We start from the raw sequence: 18092 nt of genomic DNA on the forward strand, positions 1-18092 counted from the left end.
GGACATTCAATTATCCGGCACCCACTCTCCAGACACACAGCAGCGGGCTTTGCCCCGCCAGCTGCGGCTGACGGCTGCCGGGGGGAAACGAAATAATGCCCAACAAAATGCTGATAGACGCCTCCCACCCGGAGGAAACACGCGTTGTCGTCGTACGCGGTAACCGTATCGAAGAATTCGACTTTGAATCCCAGGACAAGAAGCAGCTCAAAGGAAATATCTACCTCGCCCGCGTAACGCGCGTCGAACCCTCCCTTCAGGCAGCCTTTGTCGAATATGGCGGCAACCGTCACGGTTTTCTCGCCTTCAGTGAAATACACCCCGACTACTACCAGATCCCGGTCGCCGACCGTCAGGCACTGCTGCGCGCCGAAGCGCAGGAGGCCGAGGACGAAGAGGACGAGGATGGTGACGGCGATGACCGCCAGAGCCGCGATCGCGGTCGGCGCGGACGCCGGCGCGGCGGCAAGAGCCGCGAGCGCGGTGAGCACAAGCGCGATACCGGCGAGGCAGGCGAAGGCTCCGGCGAGCCAAGCGAAGGCGACGACAGCGGCGACATCGTTGTCGAGGAGATTTCACACACCTCCGAGATCATCGAACACGCAGCCGATACATCGGAACATTCCGAGCCCTCGGGGCATGCCGATACATCAGGCCATGATGAAGGTTCCGCCGATCAGGACGAAACCGAAACCCGCGAGGGTGGTCCGACATCGATCGCCGCCGCGGTCGAAGGCGATGTGATTTCCGAACCTGTCTCGCAGACGGAACAGGCCACTGAAACCACATCCAGCGACAATGATCGTGGCATGTTGGAGGAAGTACAGTCCTCGCATCCCGATGATCACGAGGTCGAATCGGTCGGCGCCGAGGACGCTCTGGAAGAAGTGCGCAACCGTCGCAAACCGGTGCGCCGCCAGTACAAGATCCAGGAAGTGATCAAGCGCCGGCAGATCCTGCTGGTTCAGGTCGTCAAAGAAGAGCGCGGCAACAAGGGCGCCGCACTCACCACCTATCTGTCGCTTGCCGGCCGCTATTCGGTGCTGATGCCGAACACGGCGCGCGGCGGCGGCATTTCGCGCAAGATCACCAGCGCGGTCGATCGCAAGCGCCTGAAGGAGGTCGTTGCCGATCTCGAAGTGCCGCAAGGCATGGGCGTCATACTGCGCACGGCCGGCGAGAGCCGTACCAAGGCCGAGATCAAGCGCGATTATGAATATCTGATGCGGCTGTGGGAAAACGTGCGCAATCTCACGCTCCAGTCCACCGCCCCTGCCCTCGTCTATGAGGAAGGCAGCCTGATCAAGCGTTCGGTGCGCGACCTCTATAACAAGGATATCGACGAGATCCTTGTCTCCGGCGAGGAAGGCTACCGCGAAGCCAAGGACTTCATGCGCATGCTGATGCCGAGCCACGCCAAGGTGGTTCAGCCGTTCCGCGACACGACGCCGATCTTCGTGCGCAACGGCATCGAGGCGCAGCTCGACCGCATGCTGCAGCCGCAGGTGACGCTGAAGAGCGGCGGCTACATCATCATCAACCAGACCGAGGCGCTGGTCGCTATCGACGTCAATTCGGGCCGCTCCACCAAGGAGCACTCGATCGAGGACACCGCGCTCCACACCAATCTGGAAGCGGCCGAAGAAGTTGCCCGTCAGCTCAGGCTGCGCGATCTCGCCGGCCTGATCGTCATCGACTTCATCGACATGGAGGAGAACCGCAACAACCGCTCCGTCGAGAAGCGGCTGAAGGATCACCTCAAGAACGACCGTGCGCGCATCCAGGTCGGCCGAATCTCGCATTTCGGCCTAATGGAGATGTCACGCCAGCGCATCCGCGCCAGCGTGCTGGAATCGACCATGAAGCCCTGCCCGCATTGCGGCGGCACCGGCCATGTCAGGTCCGATTCGTCGGTGGCGCTGATGGTGGTGCGGGCGATCGAGGAATTCCTGCTCAAGGATTCGCGCAGCCACATCACCGTGCGCACGCCGGCGGCAACCGCGCTCTACGTGCTCAACCACAAGCGCGGCACGCTGGTGGAACTGGAAAGCCGCTTCGGCCTGACCATCACCATCGAGGCCGACGATACGGTTGGCGCGCAGCACTACGCGATCTTCCGCGGCGCGCTGGCCGAGAAGCCCGAGGGTTTCGTCGAGGTCCGCAGCCTGCCGGCCTATGTCGAGCCTGAGGAGCCCGAGGACGAGATTGCCGTCGTCGAGGAAGACGATGAGGTCGTGGTCCAGGCCGAGCAGCCACGCCAGCAGAACCAGCAGCCGCGGCCTGCCGGCAGCGAAGATGGCGAAGGCCGCGACCGCAAGCGTCGCAAGCGCCGCAGACGTCGCGGCGGCAGGGATCGCGACCGCGAGCATGGCGCTCCGGCGGACGGCTCATCCATCTCCACTCAGGCCGGCGATTTCGCCGGCGCGGCAGACGCGGCAGGCGATGACGATGGCGAACAGGACGATGCCGCCCTGATCGCTGCCAGCGCGTCCGACGAGGCGGTGCAGGCCGCGGATGACAGCCAGGGCAAGAAGCGCCGGCGCGGCAAGCGCGGCGGCAAGCGCAACCGTCGCGAAGACGGTGAAGGCGAGAGCGAGGCAAGCGCCGGCGAGGCGACCGAGGCTTCGGAAGCCGATGCTTCCGAAAGCGAGCCTGCCTCGATCGAACCGGTGGCTGTTGCCGCGGTGACGGAAGAACCGGTGGCCGCGGCGGGCGAAGAGGTGCCAAGCACCGAGAAGCCCAAGAAGCCGCGTCGCGCAGCCAAGCCGAAGAAGGCAGCCGCCGAAGCGGTCGCTGAAACCGCTGTTGTCGAAGCGGCCGCAGAAGCGCCAGTCGAGCCTCCGGTGGCGGCTGCTGACGAGGCGGTGGTTGCACCCGTTGCGCAAGAGTCTTCGAAGGCCCGGCCGTCACGACGCAAGCCGGCGGCCATCGACGCGCCCGTGGTGCCGGTGGTGTCCTCGACCGTCGCCGATGAGCCGGAAGCCAAGACCGAAGAAAAGCCGAAGCGCGCCGGCTGGTGGCAGCGGAAGGGCTTTTTCTAAGCATTTCAATTGGTTGAAGTGACTTTCTAATAAAAAAATCCCACGCCGATCGAAAGACGGCGCGGGATTTTTCACATTGCGCGTTCCAACAGGTGGCGAAGCGCTGGCTAAGGCGAGAAGATCGACCAGTTCATCATCCTGGCCAGCTTTTCCAGCGCGATCGAACCCAGCTTGGAGTTGCCGTTGGCGTTGAGGCCGGGCGACCACACCGCAAGCGACGCCACACCCGGCACAATTCCCAATATGCCGCCGCCGACTCCACTCTTGCCGGGTATGCCGACACGGAAGGCGAAATCGCCGGAGCCGTCATAGTGGCCGCAAGTCAGCATCATGGCGCCGATGCGCCGTGCCCGCTCCGCCGACACCACGGAATGGCCGGTCGCCGGGTTCTTGCCGCCATTGGCGAGGAAGCGGCCGGCCATCGCCAATTGCCGGCAACTCATGGCTATGGCGCAATGGTGGAAATAGACGCCCAGCGCCAGTTCCGGAGCATGATGAAGATTGCCGAAGGATTTCATGTAGTTGGCGAGCGCGAAGTTGCGATAGCCGGTGGCACGTTCGGACGCCGCGACCTCACGGTCGATGATGATGGTCTCGTCGTCGGCGAGAAACTGGATGAAGCGCAGGATCTCGCCGATCGCCTCGCGCGGCTGATGGCCGGCAAGCAGGATATCGGAAATGACGATGGCGCCTGCATTGATGAACGGATTGCGCGGGATGCCGTTCTCGTGCTCGAGCTGGACGATCGAGTTGAATGGATTGCCGGACGGCTCGCGCCCGACCCTTTTCCACAGCGCGTCGCCGACATTGCCAAGCGCCAGCGTCAGGGTGAACACCTTGGAGATGCTCTGGATCGAAAATGCCTGGTCGGCATCGCCCGCCATCAGCACGCGGCCGTCATTGGTGACGGCGGCAATGCCGAATTTCCTCGGGTCGACCTTGCCCAATTGGGGAATGTAGGTGGCGACATCGCCGCGATCGGTGCGTTCGGCCATTTCGGCGGCGACTTCGGCCAAAGCCTGATCAAGTTTGGGGGCCTGATCAAATTTGGGGGCCTGTTCGAGTTCCGGCATCGGGGCTACCTCAACCAGCGTTCGATGCGCGCCATCGCCTCGACCATGTCGTCGTGGCTGCCGGCATAGGAAAACCGCATCGTGCGATGTCCGGCCTGGGTGTCGAAGTCGCGGCCGGGCGTCGCCGCGACATGCGCCTCGGCCAGCATCTTGCGCGCGAAGGCCATGCTGTCATTGCTGTGGCGGGTGACATCGCAAAACGCATAGAAGGCGCCGTCCATGGGCGCGGCCAGCGGGAAGCCGAGTTCCGGCAAGCGTTTCATCAGCAGTTCACGGTTCCAGGCATAGCGGCCCTTGATCGCTTCCAGCTCTTCGGTCGCGGCAAAGGCTTCGATAGCGGCGATCTGCGACAGTTCGGGGGGCGAAATGTAGAGGCTCTGGGCGATGCGTTCGACCGGCCGCACCAGCGCTTCCGGCAACACCATCCAGCCGATGCGCCAGCCGGTCATGCAATAGTATTTCGAGAAGGAATTGATCACCGTGACGCTGTTGCCGAAGGCAAGTGCGGTGGTGTCCGGCGCGCCATAGGCCAACCGGTGGTAGATCTCGTCGGAAATGACGGCGATGCCCAGTGTCTCCGCCGTGTCGACCAGCGCCGACAGTTCGTCGGCCGGTATGATCGCACCGGTCGGGTTGGCGGGGCTCGCGAAAAGCACACCTTTCAGAGGTTTCTCGCGATGCGCGGCCTCCAGATGACCGGCATGCAGATAGGCTGCGTCGCCAAGTTCGATCTCGACCACATCGATGCCGAGTGCCGCCATGATGTTGCGATAGGCGGGGTAGCCGGGTGCCGCGATGGCAACGCGATCGCCCGGATCGAACATCGCGAGGAAGGCGAGATTGAAGGCCGCCGACGAACCCGTGGTCACCGCGATCCGGGCGGGTTCGACTTCGAGCCGATAGTGATCCGCGTAATGCGCGGCGATCGCCTTGCGCAGGCCGGCCAGCCCCAGCGTGTCGGTGTAGCCGATGCGGCCGTCCCGTAAGGCCTCGGCCGCGGCGGCGCGAACCCGCGCGGGCGCCGGGTCGGACGGCTGGCCGACCGCCATGGAGATCACCGGCACGCCTTGCGCCTTCAGCCGGTTGGCTTCGGCCAGCACATCCATGGCGTGGAATGGCTCGACATTGCCACGACGTGAGAGCGAAACGACCATTTTATCCCTATCCCGACGGTTTGGCGCGCCACGCCCCCAAATACATGCGCCGCACAAATGCCCGATTGATGTGAGGATCACAAGTTGAGGAAGTTTTCCGGTGCCGACTTTTCATCTTTCGCCCGCTCGTCTACCAGTGGACACGTCATGTTGAGCCGACCCAGATCGACGATTGCCAAGATTGCGCGTGTTTTCACGACGCTTTCGCTTGGCCTTGCCGTTGGCGTGGCAAGTTCGGTCACCGCCTTCGCCCAGAGCGTTCCGGTGGTGCGAGATGCCGAGATCGAGGCTTTGGTGCGCGACTATGCGCGGCCGATCTTCAAGGCGGCAGGGCTTGCGAATGATGGCATCGACATCGTCCTGGTCAATGATTCCAGCTTCAACGCTTTCGTCACCGGGCGACGGCTGTTCATCAACACCGGCGCGCTGATGACGGCGGAAACACCCAACGAGATCATCGGTGTCATCGCGCATGAGGCCGGCCATATCGCCGGCGGCCACCAGCAGAAACTGCGTGACCAGCTCGAGCGCGCCAAGACGATGGCCATCATTGCGACCTTGCTTGGCGCGGGCGCGATGGTCGCTGGCGCGACCACCAACAGCCGCGGCCTTGCCGGCGCCGGCATGGGCGTGGCCGCCGGCGGCGGCGAGATGGCACAGCGCAGCATCCTCGCCTACCAGCGCACCGAGGAGATAACGGCCGACCGCTCCGCCATCACCTATCTCAACGCCACCGGCCAGTCCGGCATGGGCATGCTGAAGACGTTCCGGCGCTTCCAGACCGCGCTGTCGCTGTCGGGTGCGCAAGTCGATCCCTATCGGATCAGCCATCCGATGCCGCAGGAGCGCATCGCCAATCTCGAAGTGCTGGTGAAGCAGAGCCCCAATGTCGACAAGCCCGACCCGCCGGCCTTGCAACAGCGCCATGACATGATGCGGGTGAAGATCGCCGTCTACATGGAAGGCCAGGCCACCGCCGCGCGGCTCATGCAAAAGATGAGAGGCAGCCTCGCCGGGCAGTATGGCGACGCCCAATCGACCTACCTCTACGGCGACATCGCCGGCGCACTCGCCAAGACCAATGCCCTGATCAAGGCGCAGCCGAAGAATGCCTATTTCCAGGAGTTGCGCGGCGACATCCTGATGAAGGCCAACAAGCCCAAGGACGCGGCGGAAGCCTACGCCAAGGCGGTCAGCCTCGATCCGGCGCGGTCCGGCTTGCTGCCTGTCTCGCTCGGCCAGGCGCTGATGGCGGTCGGCACGCCTGACTCGCTGAAAAAAGCCGTCGTGCAGATCAACAATGGCCTGGGACGCGACAAGGAAAATTCCGCCGGCTATCGCTACCTGGCGCAGGCTTATGGCGAGCTGGGTGACATACCGGGCGCCGAGCTTGCCACCGCGGAAGGTCATTTCTATTCCGGTAACTACAAGGATGCGAAGATCTTCGCCATGCGGGCGCAGCAGCAGATGAAGCGCGGCGAGCCGCGCTGGATACGCGCCCAGGACATCATAAACTACAAATCGTCAAACAAAATCTAGTGAACCTTCCGGTCACGCACTGCGACACAGCCGGACCAGGAAACAGGCAAAAGGAACGAGAACGATGAAAAAGGCACTGCTGCTGGGCACCACGGGGGTCGCTGTCGTCCTTGCCATGCTGGCTTTCGGTTTCGTGGCCGGCAGCCCACAGATGGCCAAGGCCGGTACGGCGCAGCCTGTCCAGACGATCGCCGATACCAAGATCGACCGTGCCGAGGTCGAGGGGATCATCCGTGACTATCTCCTGAAGAACCCCGAGGTGCTGCTCGAAGTGCAGGACGCGCTCGAGGCCAAGCAGAAGGAAGAGCAGCGCATCGCCTCGCTCGGCGTCATCAAGGGCGCCAAGGACCAGATCTTCAACTCCGCCTTCGACGGCGTCGTCGGCAATCCGAACGGAAAGGTGACGATCGTCGAGTTCTACGATTACAATTGCGGCTTCTGCAAACGCGCCATCGAGGACATGCGGGCGCTGACCAAATCCGATCCGGATCTGCGCTTCGTGCTCAAGGAATTCCCGATCCTCGGCCCGGATTCGCAGAAAGCGAGCGTCGTTTCGATGGCGTTCCACCTGATGATGCCGGAGAAGTACGGCGAGTTCCACAATGCGCTGCTCGGCGGCCAGGGACGCGCCACCGAGGCGGCCGCGATCAAGGTCGCGCTTTCGCTGGGCGCCGACGAGGCGACGCTGCGCGAGAAGATGAAGGATGCTTCGATCCCCGAGGCGTTCTCCAAGACCTACGATCTTGCCAACAAGCTGGCGATCACCGGAACGCCGTCCTACGTCGTCGGCAACGAGGTCGTGTTCGGGGCTCTCGGGCAGGACGTGTTGGCGGAAAAGATAAAGGCGGCGAAAGCCGCGCTTTGATCGGCCCGCGGTTTTCTTCACGGGCGCATTTCTGCCTGTTGTGGACAGTGAAAGAACGCACTTGCGCTCTTTTCGCGGACGACTATGCCCGGTATAGAGGCCCAGCGCGCCGGTTTGATACCGGCGCGGGAAAAGGTCGGTTTTTTTGAAAACGGTTTTCGTGCTGAACGGTCCCAATCTCAACGCGCTCGGCAAGCGCGAGCCGGGCATCTATGGCGGCAAGACGCTTGCCGCGATCGCCGACGACTGCAAGCAGGCCGGCGCGTCGCTCGGGCTCGAGATCGATTTCCGCCAGTCGAACCATGAGGGTGACCTTGTCGACTGGATCCAGGAAGCCGGCGACAAGGCTGCCGGCATCGTCATCAATCCAGGCGCCTACAGCCACACCTCGATCGCCATCCATGACGCCATCCGTTCCGTCGCACCGCTGCCGGTCGCCGAAGTTCACCTTTCCAACATCCATGCGCGGGAATCATTCCGCCACGTCTCCATGGTCGCGCCGGTCGCCGTCGGCATGATCTGTGGCTTTGGGCCGCTCGGCTACACGCTGGCGCTACAGGCGCTGGCCGCACGCCTATGACCGGCCAACAAACAGAAGGCTCGAAAATGTCGATAAAGAAGACCGGTGTTGACCAGCAACTGATCCGCGATCTGGCGGGCATACTGAACGACACCAACCTGACCGAGATCGAGGTTGAACTGGGCGACCTGAAGGTGCGCGTGTCGCGGCAGGCCCCTGCCGTCCATGCGATCGCGGCGCCCCAGCCCAGCTATGCGCCGGCAGCAGCCCAGCCCGCGGTCGCGGCCGGCCCGGCCACGGTCGACGTGTCGAAGAACGCGGTGGCCTCGCCAATGGTCGGCACCGCCTATCTGGCGCCGTCGCCCGACGCCAAGCCGTTCATCGAGGTCGGCCAGACGGTCAAGGAAGGCCAGACGCTGCTGATCATCGAGGCGATGAAGACGATGAACCAGATCCCCTCGCCGCGCGCCGGCACGGTAACGGCGATCCTGTTCGAGGATGCGACGCCGGTCGAATACGGCATGCCGCTCGTCGTGATCGAGTAGAGCGGGCCGGATGTTCCAGAAGATCCTCATCGCCAATCGCGGCGAAATCGCGCTTCGGGTGCTGCGCGCCTGCAAGGAACTCGGCATCCAGACGGTGGTGGTGCATTCGACCGCCGACGCCGACGCCATGCATGTGCGGCTTGCCGACGAGAGCGTCTGCATTGGCCCGCCGCCATCGCGCGACAGCTATCTCAACATCCATCAGATCGTCGCGGCGTGCGAGATCACCGGCGCCGACGCGGTACATCCGGGTTATGGCTTCCTGTCCGAGAACGCCAAGTTCGCCGACATACTGGCCGCGCACAACATCACCTTTATCGGCCCGACCGGCGACCATATCCGCGTCATGGGCGACAAGATCGAGGCCAAGCGCACCGCCAAGCGCCTCGGCATCCCGGTCGTGCCCGGGTCCGACGGCGCGGTGACCGAGGAGAAGGAAGCCAAGCGAATTGCCGCCGAAATCGGCTATCCTGTGATCATCAAGGCCTCCGCCGGCGGCGGCGGACGCGGCATGAAGGTCGCGCACTCCGAGGCCGACCTCGAGGTCGCTCTGCAGACGGCGCGCTCGGAAGCAGGCGCCGCTTTCGGCGACGACGCCGTCTACATCGAGAAGTATCTGCAGAAGCCGCGCCATATCGAAGTGCAGGTGTTCGGCGACGGCTTTGGCCGCGGCGTGCATTTCGGCGAGCGCGACTGTTCGCTGCAACGGCGCCACCAGAAAGTCTGGGAAGAGGCCAATTCGCCGGCGCTCAACGCCGAGGAACGGTCCCGCATCGGCGGCATCTGCGCCAAGGCCATTGCCGATCTCGGCTATTCCGGCGCCGGCACGATCGAGTTCCTCTACGAGAATGGCGAGTTCTATTTCATCGAGATGAACACACGCCTGCAGGTCGAGCATCCGGTGACGGAAGCAATCACCGGCATCGATCTCGTGCATGAGCAGATACGCGTCGCTTCCGGCGGCGGCCTTTCCGTCAGGCAGGAAGACATCAAGTTCAATGGCCACGCCATCGAATGCCGCATCAATGCCGAGGATCCGCGCACCTTCACCCCCTCGCCCGGCACCATCACGCATTTCCACACGCCAGGCGGTCTCGGCATTCGTGTCGATTCCGGCGTCTATTCCGGCTACAAGATCCCGCCCTATTACGACAGCCTGATCGGCAAGCTGATCGTGCATGGGCGCAACCGCGTCGAATGCATGATGCGGCTGCGCCGGGCGCTGGATGAATTCGTCGTCGACGGTATCAAGACGACGTTGCCGTTGTTTCGCGATCTGGTCGGCAATGCCGACATCGCCAATGGCGACTATGACATCCACTGGCTGGAAAAATACCTAGCCAAGGAAGAGTAGTCCGGGGACGCGATGACCCGTCCTTACGCGCCCGGCTATCGCATCCCCACCGACCTTCTGCTCAAGGCCTACGCTTCGGGCGTCTTCCCGATGGCCGAAAGCGCCAGCGACCCAGAAGTGTTCTGGGTACGGCCAGAGACGCGCGGCATCATCCCGCTCGACGGGTTCCACACGCCCAAAAGCCTGAGGAAGACGGTCCGCAAAAACCCGTTCGACATCCGCTTCGACTTCGATTTCGAGGCGACGATCGACGGCTGCGCGGAAAAGCGGGAGGAAAGGCGCTCGACCTGGATCAACGCGCCGATCCGCGAGGCCTATGTGCAGTTGCATCGCATGGGCCACTGCCATTCGGTCGAGGCCTGGCATGAAGACAAGTTGGTCGGCGGCCTCTATGGCGTCTCGCTCGGACGGGTGTTCTTCGGCGAAAGCATGTTTTCCAAGGAGACGGATGCGTCGAAAATCTGCCTCGTGCATCTCGTCGAGCGCTTGAAGGCACGCGGCTTCGCTCTACTTGATACGCAATTCACCACCGAGCACCTAAAGCGCTTTGGCGCTGTGGACGTCCCGCGCGGCAAGTATGAGAAGATGCTGGCCGACGCGCTGAAAGGTGAAGCGGTCTTCTATCCCTGACGGATGGCGAGCAACGATGGCCTTCGTGCGGATATCCAACTGATTGTTCAAGCTCTCATCATCAAAAATACACCAGTTGTCACCATGGAAGAACTCAACACGCTTCTCCCCAAACGAGAGCTAGGTTCAGCCGATATCGAAGACATATTCGCTGCCCTGCACGATCATGGGATAGACATAGTCGAGTGAACGCTCGGGCGGCGGCGCATGGCTTTCCTGCTTCGATCAGTTCTTCGCTGCAGCTTCCAGCGGCGTCTGCGAGTGAAACATCATCTTCCAGCCGTTGACGCGATGGACATAGCCGGTGCTGACCAGCGCGGCGTAGGGTTCGCCGTTTTCGCGTGTCGCATGCGCCTCGTAGGTCAGCATGACGATGTCGCTGCCAGGCTCGATTATTCCCTTGAGTTCGATATCGAGGTCGCGCCAGCGGTTGGGCTTGGTCGCGGTCTTGGCCAAGTCGGCATTGACCATCGCCTTCGCCATTCGCGGAAAGGCCACCAGGCATTCCGTATCGGCATTGGCCGCGTAGTAGGCCGCATCGCCGGTCCAGAACCCTTTTTCGAGTTCCAGCAGTTCTTTTTTGCTGGCCGTGATTCGCTTGCTGTCCGACATCGAAATATCCTCCGGGCGCGTCGATGCGCGGTCGTCTGTGGTCCAACGCATGGTGGCCACGACGGTTCCCAAGGATTAGTTGGTGCCTGACGTATCCGGTTCGGCGGGATCGGACTGTTCCGCATCCGGGCTGGCCGCAGGCTTGGCGGCGGCTGGTTCGGTCGCGGCCGGCTTCGAAGCGTCAGCCTTGGTGGTATCGGCCTTGGTGGCATCTGGCGCCGGCACATCGGACTTCTGTTTGCATTCCTTCAGCCAGACGTCATAGACGGCATGCTCGACAGCGTTGAGGCCCGGGCTTTCGGCGAACATCCAGCCGGTGAAGATGCGGCGGATCTTGCGGTCGAGCGTGATCTCGTCGACCTCGACGAAGGAATCGGTCTTCGGCTCCTCGTTCTGCGGCCGGGAATAGCAGACGCGCGGCGTCACCTGCAAAGCGCCGAACTGCACGGTCTCATCGATGTAGACGTCGAAGGTGATGATGCGGCCGGTGATCTTGTCGATGCCGGCGAACTCGGCGACCGGATTGGTGATGCGATCCGATCCCGCGGGCGCGGCCGGTGCGGGAGCGGCGGGTGTCGCCGGTGCGGGCGAAGCCGCAAAGGCCGCGGTGCTGACGACGAGGCCGGCGGCTAGCGTCAGACCGCCCGTCGATATCCGATTGAAAAAGCTCATATAGGGGTACCGGTGGTTCGCGCCTGGGTGATTCCGTCGATCGCCAAGGCTAGTCGCCGTTTTCTGATCAGCAAGCAGCTAAACACCAATTGTGGCGATAAAGGACCGGCCTGCACTTCGTGCTGAGACAAAGTCGGGGCGTCGTACAAGCCGGGGGCGTTACGACCCGGGCGTCCAAGCGTCGTAGTCACCGGTAACCTGCGGGCGATGCTGATTGGTCAGCACCGAGCCCTTCGGGCGGTAGGCCGCCGGCGTGCCGGTCAGATTGGGCTGATGCGGCTTCTGCCAGTCGCGCGGCTTGTAGTCCTCGCTGGCCGGAGCGAGATCGACGCGGTGGTGGATCCAGCCATGCCAGCCGGGCGGTATGGCCGAAGCTTCCGAATAGTTCCGGTAGATGACCCAGCGGCGCGTGCGACCTTCCGAATCGATGCCACCTTCGTAATAGACATTGCCGACCTCGTCCTGGCCGACCCTCTTGCCGTACCGCCAGGTGTGCAGACGTGTTCCCAGCGTCTGGCTGTTCCACCAGGTGAAAAATTGCGTCAGGAAAGTCTTCATCTCAGAGCCCTTTGCGCTGGCGGCGCCTGTTTCCTGCTTATGGCGTCAGGCCTTCGGGAAGGCAAGGGTTTTGCCACGGGGAGCGCGCAAATGGCGCGCCGGGGTACCGACACAGGCCTTTGATCCCGAGAGGCGACAGGATGTGCGCTTGCCAAGCCTTTCGGCTCTTTCTAAAGCTCAGCGCGCCCATGCGGATATCCAATCCAGCCATGGGCCGAGGGAGGTGACGATTGGCCACGAAACTGCCGACCACCGACATTCGCATCGGCACCGAGCTGATTCGCCGCCGCAAGGGCGGCATCCCGTTGGTCTGCCTGACCGCCTACACCTATCCAGTCGCCCGCCTGCTCGACCCGCATGTCGACCTGCTTCTGGTCGGCGACAGCGTCGCCATGGTCCTGCATGGTCACGAGACGACGCTCGGCGCCTCGCTGGAGATGATGGTCGCGCATGGGCAAGCGGTGATGCGCGGCTCGGCCAGGGCCTGCGTGGTCGTCGACATGCCGGCCGGCAGCTACGAGGATTCGGCGGCACAGGCCGTGGCCTGCGCGCAGCGCATCGTTGACGAGACCGGCTGCCAAGCGGTGAAGCTTGAAGGTGGCGTCGACATGGCCGGGCAGATTGCGGCAATCGTCGCCGCCGGCATTCCGGTCATGGGTCATATCGGCCTGCTGCCGCAATCGGTGGAGAAGGATGGCGGCTACAAGATCAAGGGCCGCACGGACGAGACTGTCGTGGCGCTTATGGCGGACGCGCGTGCCGTCGAAAAGGCCGGCGCGTTCTCCGTGGTCATCGAAGGCACCATCGAGGCGGTCGCCGCCGACATCACACGCCGCATCGCCATTCCAACCATCGGCATCGGCGCCAGCGGCGACTGCGATGGCCAGATCCTGGTCATCGACGACATGGTCGGGCTGACCGTCGATCGCGTGCCGAAATTCGTCAAGGAATATGCCGACCTGCGCGGCGTGATCGCGAACGCCGCCGAGCGCTACGCAGCGGAGGTGCGAGACCGGACTTTCCCCGGCCCTGGCCATGTCTTTTCGGGTTCAAAAGCCTCTTCGGGCTTAAACGGCGGGGACGAATCATGAGCCGTCCCGAGGTCGTCGACAGCGTCGCTGCACTTCGCGCGCAGGTCAGTGACTGGCGGCGCGACGGCCTGCGCGTCGCCATGGTGCCAACCATGGGCGCGCTGCATGAGGGTCATCTCTCCCTGATCAGGATCGCCAGGGAAAAAGCCGAGCGCTGCGTGGTGTCGATCTTCGTCAACCCGGCGCAGTTCGCGCCGAGCGAAGATCTCGACAAGTACCCGCGCCAGCTCGCCCGCGACCTCGACCTGCTGGCGACGGTCAAGGCCGATCTCGCTTTCACGCCGACGGTCGGCGCGATGTATCCCTCCGGCTTCGCCACCAGGATCTCGGTCGGCGGCCCGTCCGCCGGGCTCGAATCGGACTTCCGCCCCACCTTCTTCGAGGGCGTCGCCACCGTGGTGGCCAAGCTTTTTCTGCAGGCGACGCCTGACTGTGCGGTCTTTGGCGAGAAGGATTACCAGCAGCTTTGCGTCGTCAGACAGCTCTGCCGCGACCTCGACCTTCCCGTCGAGATCATCGGCGCCCCGACCATACGCGACGCGCATGGCCTGGCCATGTCATCACGCAACGCCTATCTCGACGAGGCTGAACTCGCTGTCGCTCGCCAGCTCAACGCGATCCTGCGCAGGGCGGCAGCCGCACTGGCGGCCGGCACGCACCAGGACGACGCAACTGGAGAAGCCGACCGAGCCCTTATCGCTGCCGGCTTCCAGAAGATCGACTATGTCGAGGCCCGCGAAAGCCTGACGCTTGCGCCCTGGCGCCGCGACCACGCCGGGCGTGTGCTTGCCGCGGCCTGGCTTGGCAAGACGCGGCTCATCGACAATGTGGAAGTTCCCACCGTCTAGGTGACAATGCGGCGGTTTGCCGCCGCGCTAACTCTTTGTTTTGACGCAATTCCGGACGGAAAACCGCTCACACTTTTCCTGGAATTGCTCTAGCTCTCGCTCTTTCGTCCGCCGGTCCTGACGAGCAGTTGTCCCGCCACGATGCCAGCCACTCCGGCAAAGGCCTTCACAAGGGCATCGATGAGACGTGCGTGACGGCTGGGATCGATGATCTGAAGCAATTCCAGTATGCCTGCGGTCGCAACCACGAAGATCACGGCTTGATACAGGCGATTGGGGAAGCCGAGTGCCACGGCGAGGCCAAGCAACACATAAGCCAAGGCGCGCTCAACATTCGCATCGGCTATGTGCGGTCGCACCTGGATCGGCGACAAGGTTGCAAAAACGATGATGGCGAGCAGCGCCAGGGCTACAATGCGCGACAGTTTGGTCATGTCCCTGAATATCCGTCGTGAGCCGGCGCAGCAAATGCGACAATGACGCATGCCCGAATGGACCGATAGGGACTTCGCCGCCGATGCGGAGTCCCGTCGGTTATGCCGCGCCGGCTGGTACGACTGCGGCGGTTCGCCAGCGCTGATCCATATCGTCCTCGAGCCTATTCCTCCGTCGGCATATGCAGATACATCGACTGAATGCCGACCCGACCCGGACCGGTGAAGCGGTTGACGATGAAATTCATATTGGCGCCGAAGAAGCCGCTCGAAAGGCGGTCGATCTTGGTTTCCATCCTGACGGAGGCATCCTTGAACAGCCAGCCGCCCGGCTCGATGTCGATGGTCTCGCCGGCGGCAAGCGTCTTTTCGAAGACATTGCCGTAGCCATGCAGCCAGACGATGCCATCGCCGCCATCGCCGCGAAAGCGGTCGATGAAGAAGCCGCTCTGGCCGAACAGCATCGTCGCCAGGCCGCGCACACGCTCGAATGTGTAGTCGACATTGCCGGTGGCGGCGAGAAACTGGTGTTCGCGCACCTGGATCTCCTCGCCACGCTTGAGATGGATTGGCACGATGTGGCCGGGTCCATCACGGCTGAAGGCGATGATGCCCGCTCCCGACGCCTCGGTGACGAAGATCTGCATGCCGGCCATCATGCGCTTCAGGGCGCCTTTCAGCGATTTCAGGCCGATGGTGATGGTCGAGTTCTTCCACAACAGGATGTGATGCTCGAAATAGACCGGCATTTGCGTCACATCGACCGAAAGCACGGGCACCAGTTCGCCCGCTATGTGGTAGGTGACGCCACCAAAAGTTTCGTCCGACACCTGCGTCGGCATCAGTTCCGGCAAGCTTGGCATGGTTTCCCCCAGCGCTACCCGGCGTGCCGGTCCATTCCGGCTTCCGCGCGTTCAGCACCGACAGCTTTGGTGAGGAGCCCTCAGGCCGTCAAACGAAAACGGGCGCATGCGGCGCCGCTCGCGCGAAGGTGATCAAGAGAGGTCGACTTCGAAGGAATCAGGAGGCAAGAGGCCTGATGTAGACCAGTGTCGGCTCGCCGGAGGCACCCGCGTGCTCGCCGGCATCGCCGGATCGCACGAAGCCGTTGGCTTCGTAGAAGGCGATGGCGCGGGCGTTCTGCGCCTCCACTTCCAGGCGGATGGCGCGGGCTTCCGGAAAACTCTCGATGATCTCGTCCAGCAACATGCCGCCGATGCCCCTGTCCTGCAGGGCTGGAAGCACGTAGAGCTGTTTCAGGACAACTTCTTCTCCGCTACCAATGCCCTCGGCAAAGGCCACGCCGCCAATACGCTTGCCGTCATCGGCGACGAGGAACTCGCTGTTCGGCTTGCTCAGCCGCGCCTTCAACGAGGAGATCGAGTGCCACGCATCGGTGATTTCGGTGACCTTGGCAGCGCTATAGAGCGCGTCATAGGTCGCGTGCCAGGTTTCAACCAACAGTGCGCGGATGGCAGCGAGATCGCGTTCGCCTGCGGTGCGGACGAACATGGCCTTACTCGATGCCGAGCTTGGCCTTGACGAGGTCGTTGACCGCCTGCGGGTTGGCCTTGCCGCCCGTCGCCTTCATCACCTGGCCGACGAACCAGCCGGCCATGGTCGGCTTGGCGCGCGCCTGTTCCACCTTGTCGGGATTGGCCGCGATCACCTCGTCGACCGCCTTCTCGATGGCGCCGGTGTCCGTGACCTGTTTCATACCACGGCTTTCGACCAGCTGGCGCGGGTCGCCGCCTTCATTCCAGACGATCTCGAACAGGTCCTTGGCGATCTTGCCCGAAATGGTGCCGTCCTTGATCAGGTCGATGATCGCGCCGAGCTGATCGGGCGAAACCGGCGCATTTTCAATGTCCTTGCCCACCTTGTTCAACTGGCCGAGCAGATCGTTGATGACCCAGTTTGCAGCGAGCTTGCCGTCACGGCCGGCGGCCACCTTCTCGAAATAATCGGCGACCGACTTTTCCGACACCAGGATCGAAGCGTCGTAGGTCGAGAGGCCAAGCGCGGAGATGAGCCGCGCCTTCTTGTCGTCGGGCAGTTCCGGCAGCCCTTTGGCCAAAGCATCGACATAGGCCTGATCGAATTCCAGCGGCAGCAGATCGGGATCGGGGAAATAGCGGTAATCGTGCGCTTCTTCCTTCGAGCGCATCGAGCGCGTCTCGCCCTTGACGGCATCGTACAGGCGCGTTTCCTGATCGATCTTGCCGCCGTCCTCGAGAATGGCGATCTGGCGGCGCGCCTCGAAGTCGATGGCCTGGCCGATGAAGCGGATCGAGTTCATGTTCTTGATCTCGCAGCGGGTGCCGAACTCGCCACCGGGCCGGCGTACCGAGACGTTGACGTCGGCGCGCAGCGAGCCTTCATCCATATTGCCGTCGCAGGTGCCGAGATAGCGCATTATGGTGCGCAGCTTGGTGACATAGGCCTTGGCCTCATCGCCGGAACGCAGGTCAGGCTTGGAGACGATCTCCATCAGAGCCACGCCGGAGCGGTTGAGGTCGACATAGGACATGGTCGGATGCTGATCGTGCATCGACTTGCCGGCATCCTGTTCCAGATGCAGCCGCTCGATGCCGACCTCGATGTCCTCGAATTCGCCCTGGCGGTCGGGGCCGACTGACACGATCACCGTGCCCTCGCCGACGATCGGCTGCTTGAACTGCGAGATCTGGTAGCCCTGCGGCAGGTCGGGATAAAAGTAGTTCTTCCGGTCGAAAACCGACTTGTGGTTGATCTGCGCCTTCAGCCCGAGACCGGTACGGATCGCCTGTTTGACGCACTCCTCGTTGATGACAGGCAGCATGCCGGGCATTGCCGCATCGACCAGGCTGACATTGGCGTTGGGGGCCGCACCGAAAGCGGTCGAAGCGCCGGAAAACAATTTTGCTTCCGAGATGACCTGCGCGTGCACTTCGAGACCGATGACGATTTCCCAGTCACCGGTGGCGCCGGGGATCAGGCGTTTTGCGTCGGGCGTGCGGGTATCGATCAGAGACATGGGGGGCCTGCAAATTGAAAACTGCGGAATATGCAAAAATGCATATTTTGATGTGCATTCTCGCTAGTGCAAACCGCCAAAAGAGACAAGCGCAAAGCCGCAGGCTGGCCTTTTCAGCCGCTTTCGCCTATAGGACGCCC

The 18092-nt window shown here is 62.9% G+C and carries 19 protein-coding genes; 10 read left to right on the forward strand and 9 right to left on the reverse strand.

The features are described 5' to 3' along the window. Nucleotides 1-95 precede the first annotated feature (95 nt). Nucleotides 96-3041, forward strand: a complete 2946-nt coding sequence (locus tag JG747_RS22515) for an Rne/Rng family ribonuclease (protein WP_202360051.1) — start codon at nucleotides 96-98, stop codon at nucleotides 3039-3041. Nucleotides 3042-3148: 107 nt separating this feature from the next. Here the strand turns inward: JG747_RS22515 and JG747_RS22520 are convergent, their stop codons facing one another. Together JG747_RS22520 and JG747_RS22525 are read right to left on the reverse strand one after the other, a co-directional pair. Next, nucleotides 3149-4114 carry a glutaminase gene (locus JG747_RS22520; RefSeq protein ID WP_202360052.1) on the reverse strand — a complete coding sequence of 322 codons (966 nt, stop codon included), beginning with the start codon at nucleotides 4112-4114 and terminating at the stop codon, nucleotides 3149-3151. A gap of 5 nt (nucleotides 4115-4119) precedes the next feature. Beyond that, a complete protein-coding gene (locus tag JG747_RS22525; RefSeq protein ID WP_202360053.1) occupies nucleotides 4120-5268 on the reverse strand; it encodes a pyridoxal phosphate-dependent aminotransferase in 1149 nt (382 codons plus the stop codon). A 147-nt stretch (nucleotides 5269-5415) separates the two neighbouring features. Here JG747_RS22525 and JG747_RS22530 point away from each other — a divergent pair, with 147 nt between their 5' ends. The 7 genes from JG747_RS22530 (at nucleotide 5416) to JG747_RS37870 (ending at nucleotide 10910) form a co-directional block, all read left to right on the forward strand. After that, nucleotides 5416-6807: a tetratricopeptide repeat protein gene (locus tag JG747_RS22530; protein ID WP_202360054.1), complete on the forward strand. Its 1392-nt coding sequence runs from the start codon at nucleotides 5416-5418 to the stop codon at nucleotides 6805-6807. A gap of 64 nt (nucleotides 6808-6871) precedes the next feature. Then, nucleotides 6872-7672 carry a DsbA family protein gene (locus JG747_RS22535; protein ID WP_019857905.1) on the forward strand — a complete coding sequence of 267 codons (801 nt, stop codon included), beginning with the start codon at nucleotides 6872-6874 and terminating at the stop codon, nucleotides 7670-7672. A gap of 145 nt (nucleotides 7673-7817) precedes the next feature. Then, on the forward strand, nucleotides 7818-8252 hold the full coding sequence (aroQ, locus tag JG747_RS22540) for a type II 3-dehydroquinate dehydratase (protein WP_019857903.1): 435 nt from the start codon (nucleotides 7818-7820) through the stop codon (nucleotides 8250-8252). Nucleotides 8253-8278: 26 nt separating this feature from the next. Continuing rightward, nucleotides 8279-8737, forward strand: coding sequence for an acetyl-CoA carboxylase biotin carboxyl carrier protein (gene accB / locus JG747_RS22545; RefSeq protein WP_038646562.1), 459 nt, complete (start codon nucleotides 8279-8281; stop codon nucleotides 8735-8737). Between the two features lie 10 nt (nucleotides 8738-8747). Continuing rightward, nucleotides 8748-10091 carry an acetyl-CoA carboxylase biotin carboxylase subunit gene (gene accC, locus JG747_RS22550; RefSeq protein ID WP_019857901.1) on the forward strand — a complete coding sequence of 448 codons (1344 nt, stop codon included), beginning with the start codon at nucleotides 8748-8750 and terminating at the stop codon, nucleotides 10089-10091. Nucleotides 10092-10103: 12 nt separating this feature from the next. Further along, a complete protein-coding gene (gene aat, locus JG747_RS22555; RefSeq protein WP_202360055.1) occupies nucleotides 10104-10721 on the forward strand; it encodes a leucyl/phenylalanyl-tRNA--protein transferase in 618 nt (205 codons plus the stop codon). 84 nt (nucleotides 10722-10805) lie between these two features. After that, the gene (locus JG747_RS37870) at nucleotides 10806-10910 is read left to right on the forward strand and encodes an RNA polymerase sigma factor region1.1 domain-containing protein (protein ID WP_446720620.1); all 105 of its coding nucleotides are present in this window, start codon (nucleotides 10806-10808) and stop codon (nucleotides 10908-10910) included. Between the two features lie 36 nt (nucleotides 10911-10946). Here the strand turns inward: JG747_RS37870 and JG747_RS22565 are convergent, their stop codons facing one another. The 3 genes from JG747_RS22565 to JG747_RS22575 form a co-directional block, all read right to left on the reverse strand. Continuing rightward, nucleotides 10947-11333 (reverse strand): hypothetical protein, encoded by a 387-nt coding sequence (locus JG747_RS22565; protein ID WP_202360057.1) that lies wholly within the window; start codon nucleotides 11331-11333, stop codon nucleotides 10947-10949. A gap of 75 nt (nucleotides 11334-11408) precedes the next feature. Then, nucleotides 11409-12005 carry a DUF2155 domain-containing protein gene (locus JG747_RS22570; RefSeq protein WP_019857896.1) on the reverse strand — a complete coding sequence of 199 codons (597 nt, stop codon included), beginning with the start codon at nucleotides 12003-12005 and terminating at the stop codon, nucleotides 11409-11411. 159 nt (nucleotides 12006-12164) lie between these two features. Further along, a complete protein-coding gene (locus JG747_RS22575; RefSeq protein ID WP_010909204.1) occupies nucleotides 12165-12563 on the reverse strand; it encodes an NADH:ubiquinone oxidoreductase subunit NDUFA12 in 399 nt (132 codons plus the stop codon). Between the two features lie 230 nt (nucleotides 12564-12793). On the opposite strand from JG747_RS22575, the gene panB reads away from it, so the two are divergent. Both panB and panC read left to right on the forward strand, forming a co-directional pair. Then, the gene (gene panB / locus JG747_RS22580; RefSeq protein WP_019857895.1) at nucleotides 12794-13654 is read left to right on the forward strand and encodes a 3-methyl-2-oxobutanoate hydroxymethyltransferase; all 861 of its coding nucleotides are present in this window, start codon (nucleotides 12794-12796) and stop codon (nucleotides 13652-13654) included. Then, nucleotides 13651-14502, forward strand: a complete 852-nt coding sequence (gene panC / locus JG747_RS22585; protein WP_202360058.1) for a pantoate--beta-alanine ligase — start codon at nucleotides 13651-13653, stop codon at nucleotides 14500-14502. Before panB ends, panC begins: the two co-directional genes overlap by 4 nt. Before the next feature lie 89 nt (nucleotides 14503-14591). Here panC and JG747_RS22590 read toward each other — a convergent pair whose 3' ends face one another. From JG747_RS22590 to gatB, 4 genes are all read right to left on the reverse strand, one after another. Beyond that, nucleotides 14592-14936, reverse strand: a complete 345-nt coding sequence (locus JG747_RS22590) for a hypothetical protein (RefSeq protein WP_019857893.1) — start codon at nucleotides 14934-14936, stop codon at nucleotides 14592-14594. Between the two features lie 164 nt (nucleotides 14937-15100). Beyond that, complete coding sequence (locus JG747_RS22595; protein WP_202360059.1) at nucleotides 15101-15799, reverse strand: AIM24 family protein; 699 nt, start codon at nucleotides 15797-15799, stop codon at nucleotides 15101-15103. Between the two features lie 157 nt (nucleotides 15800-15956). After that, nucleotides 15957-16448 carry a GNAT family N-acetyltransferase gene (locus JG747_RS22600; RefSeq protein WP_202360060.1) on the reverse strand — a complete coding sequence of 164 codons (492 nt, stop codon included), beginning with the start codon at nucleotides 16446-16448 and terminating at the stop codon, nucleotides 15957-15959. Between the two features lie 4 nt (nucleotides 16449-16452). Continuing rightward, nucleotides 16453-17952: an Asp-tRNA(Asn)/Glu-tRNA(Gln) amidotransferase subunit GatB gene (gene gatB / locus JG747_RS22605; RefSeq protein WP_202360061.1), complete on the reverse strand. Its 1500-nt coding sequence runs from the start codon at nucleotides 17950-17952 to the stop codon at nucleotides 16453-16455. Between the last annotated feature and the right edge of the window lie 140 nt (nucleotides 17953-18092).

This window comes from Mesorhizobium sp. 131-3-5, assembly GCF_016756575.1.
In the GTDB taxonomy this organism is placed as follows: domain Bacteria; phylum Pseudomonadota; class Alphaproteobacteria; order Rhizobiales; family Rhizobiaceae; genus Mesorhizobium; species Mesorhizobium jarvisii.

What these genes read in the sequence shown, in the direction of transcription:
- JG747_RS22515 (WP_202360051.1), top strand. Translation starts at nt 96, where the DNA reads ATGCCCAACAAAATGCTGATAGACGCCTCCCACCCGGAGGAAACACGC.
- JG747_RS22520 (WP_202360052.1), bottom strand. Translation starts at nt 4,114, where the DNA reads ATGCCGGAACTCGAACAGGCCCCCAAATTTGATCAGGCCCCCAAACTT.
- JG747_RS22525 (WP_202360053.1), bottom strand. Translation starts at nt 5,268, where the DNA reads ATGGTCGTTTCGCTCTCACGTCGTGGCAATGTCGAGCCATTCCACGCC.
- JG747_RS22530 (WP_202360054.1), top strand. Translation starts at nt 5,416, where the DNA reads ATGTTGAGCCGACCCAGATCGACGATTGCCAAGATTGCGCGTGTTTTC.
- JG747_RS22535 (WP_019857905.1), top strand. Translation starts at nt 6,872, where the DNA reads ATGAAAAAGGCACTGCTGCTGGGCACCACGGGGGTCGCTGTCGTCCTT.
- accB (WP_038646562.1), top strand. Translation starts at nt 8,279, where the DNA reads ATGTCGATAAAGAAGACCGGTGTTGACCAGCAACTGATCCGCGATCTG.
- accC (WP_019857901.1), top strand. Translation starts at nt 8,748, where the DNA reads ATGTTCCAGAAGATCCTCATCGCCAATCGCGGCGAAATCGCGCTTCGG.
- aat (WP_202360055.1), top strand. Translation starts at nt 10,104, where the DNA reads ATGACCCGTCCTTACGCGCCCGGCTATCGCATCCCCACCGACCTTCTG.
- JG747_RS37870 (WP_446720620.1), top strand. Translation starts at nt 10,806, where the DNA reads ATGGAAGAACTCAACACGCTTCTCCCCAAACGAGAGCTAGGTTCAGCC.
- JG747_RS22565 (WP_202360057.1), bottom strand. Translation starts at nt 11,333, where the DNA reads ATGTCGGACAGCAAGCGAATCACGGCCAGCAAAAAAGAACTGCTGGAA.
- JG747_RS22570 (WP_019857896.1), bottom strand. Translation starts at nt 12,005, where the DNA reads ATGAGCTTTTTCAATCGGATATCGACGGGCGGTCTGACGCTAGCCGCC.
- JG747_RS22575 (WP_010909204.1), bottom strand. Translation starts at nt 12,563, where the DNA reads ATGAAGACTTTCCTGACGCAATTTTTCACCTGGTGGAACAGCCAGACG.
- panC (WP_202360058.1), top strand. Translation starts at nt 13,651, where the DNA reads ATGAGCCGTCCCGAGGTCGTCGACAGCGTCGCTGCACTTCGCGCGCAG.
- JG747_RS22590 (WP_019857893.1), bottom strand. Translation starts at nt 14,936, where the DNA reads ATGACCAAACTGTCGCGCATTGTAGCCCTGGCGCTGCTCGCCATCATC.
- JG747_RS22595 (WP_202360059.1), bottom strand. Translation starts at nt 15,799, where the DNA reads ATGCCAAGCTTGCCGGAACTGATGCCGACGCAGGTGTCGGACGAAACT.
- JG747_RS22600 (WP_202360060.1), bottom strand. Translation starts at nt 16,448, where the DNA reads ATGTTCGTCCGCACCGCAGGCGAACGCGATCTCGCTGCCATCCGCGCA.
- gatB (WP_202360061.1), bottom strand. Translation starts at nt 17,952, where the DNA reads ATGTCTCTGATCGATACCCGCACGCCCGACGCAAAACGCCTGATCCCC.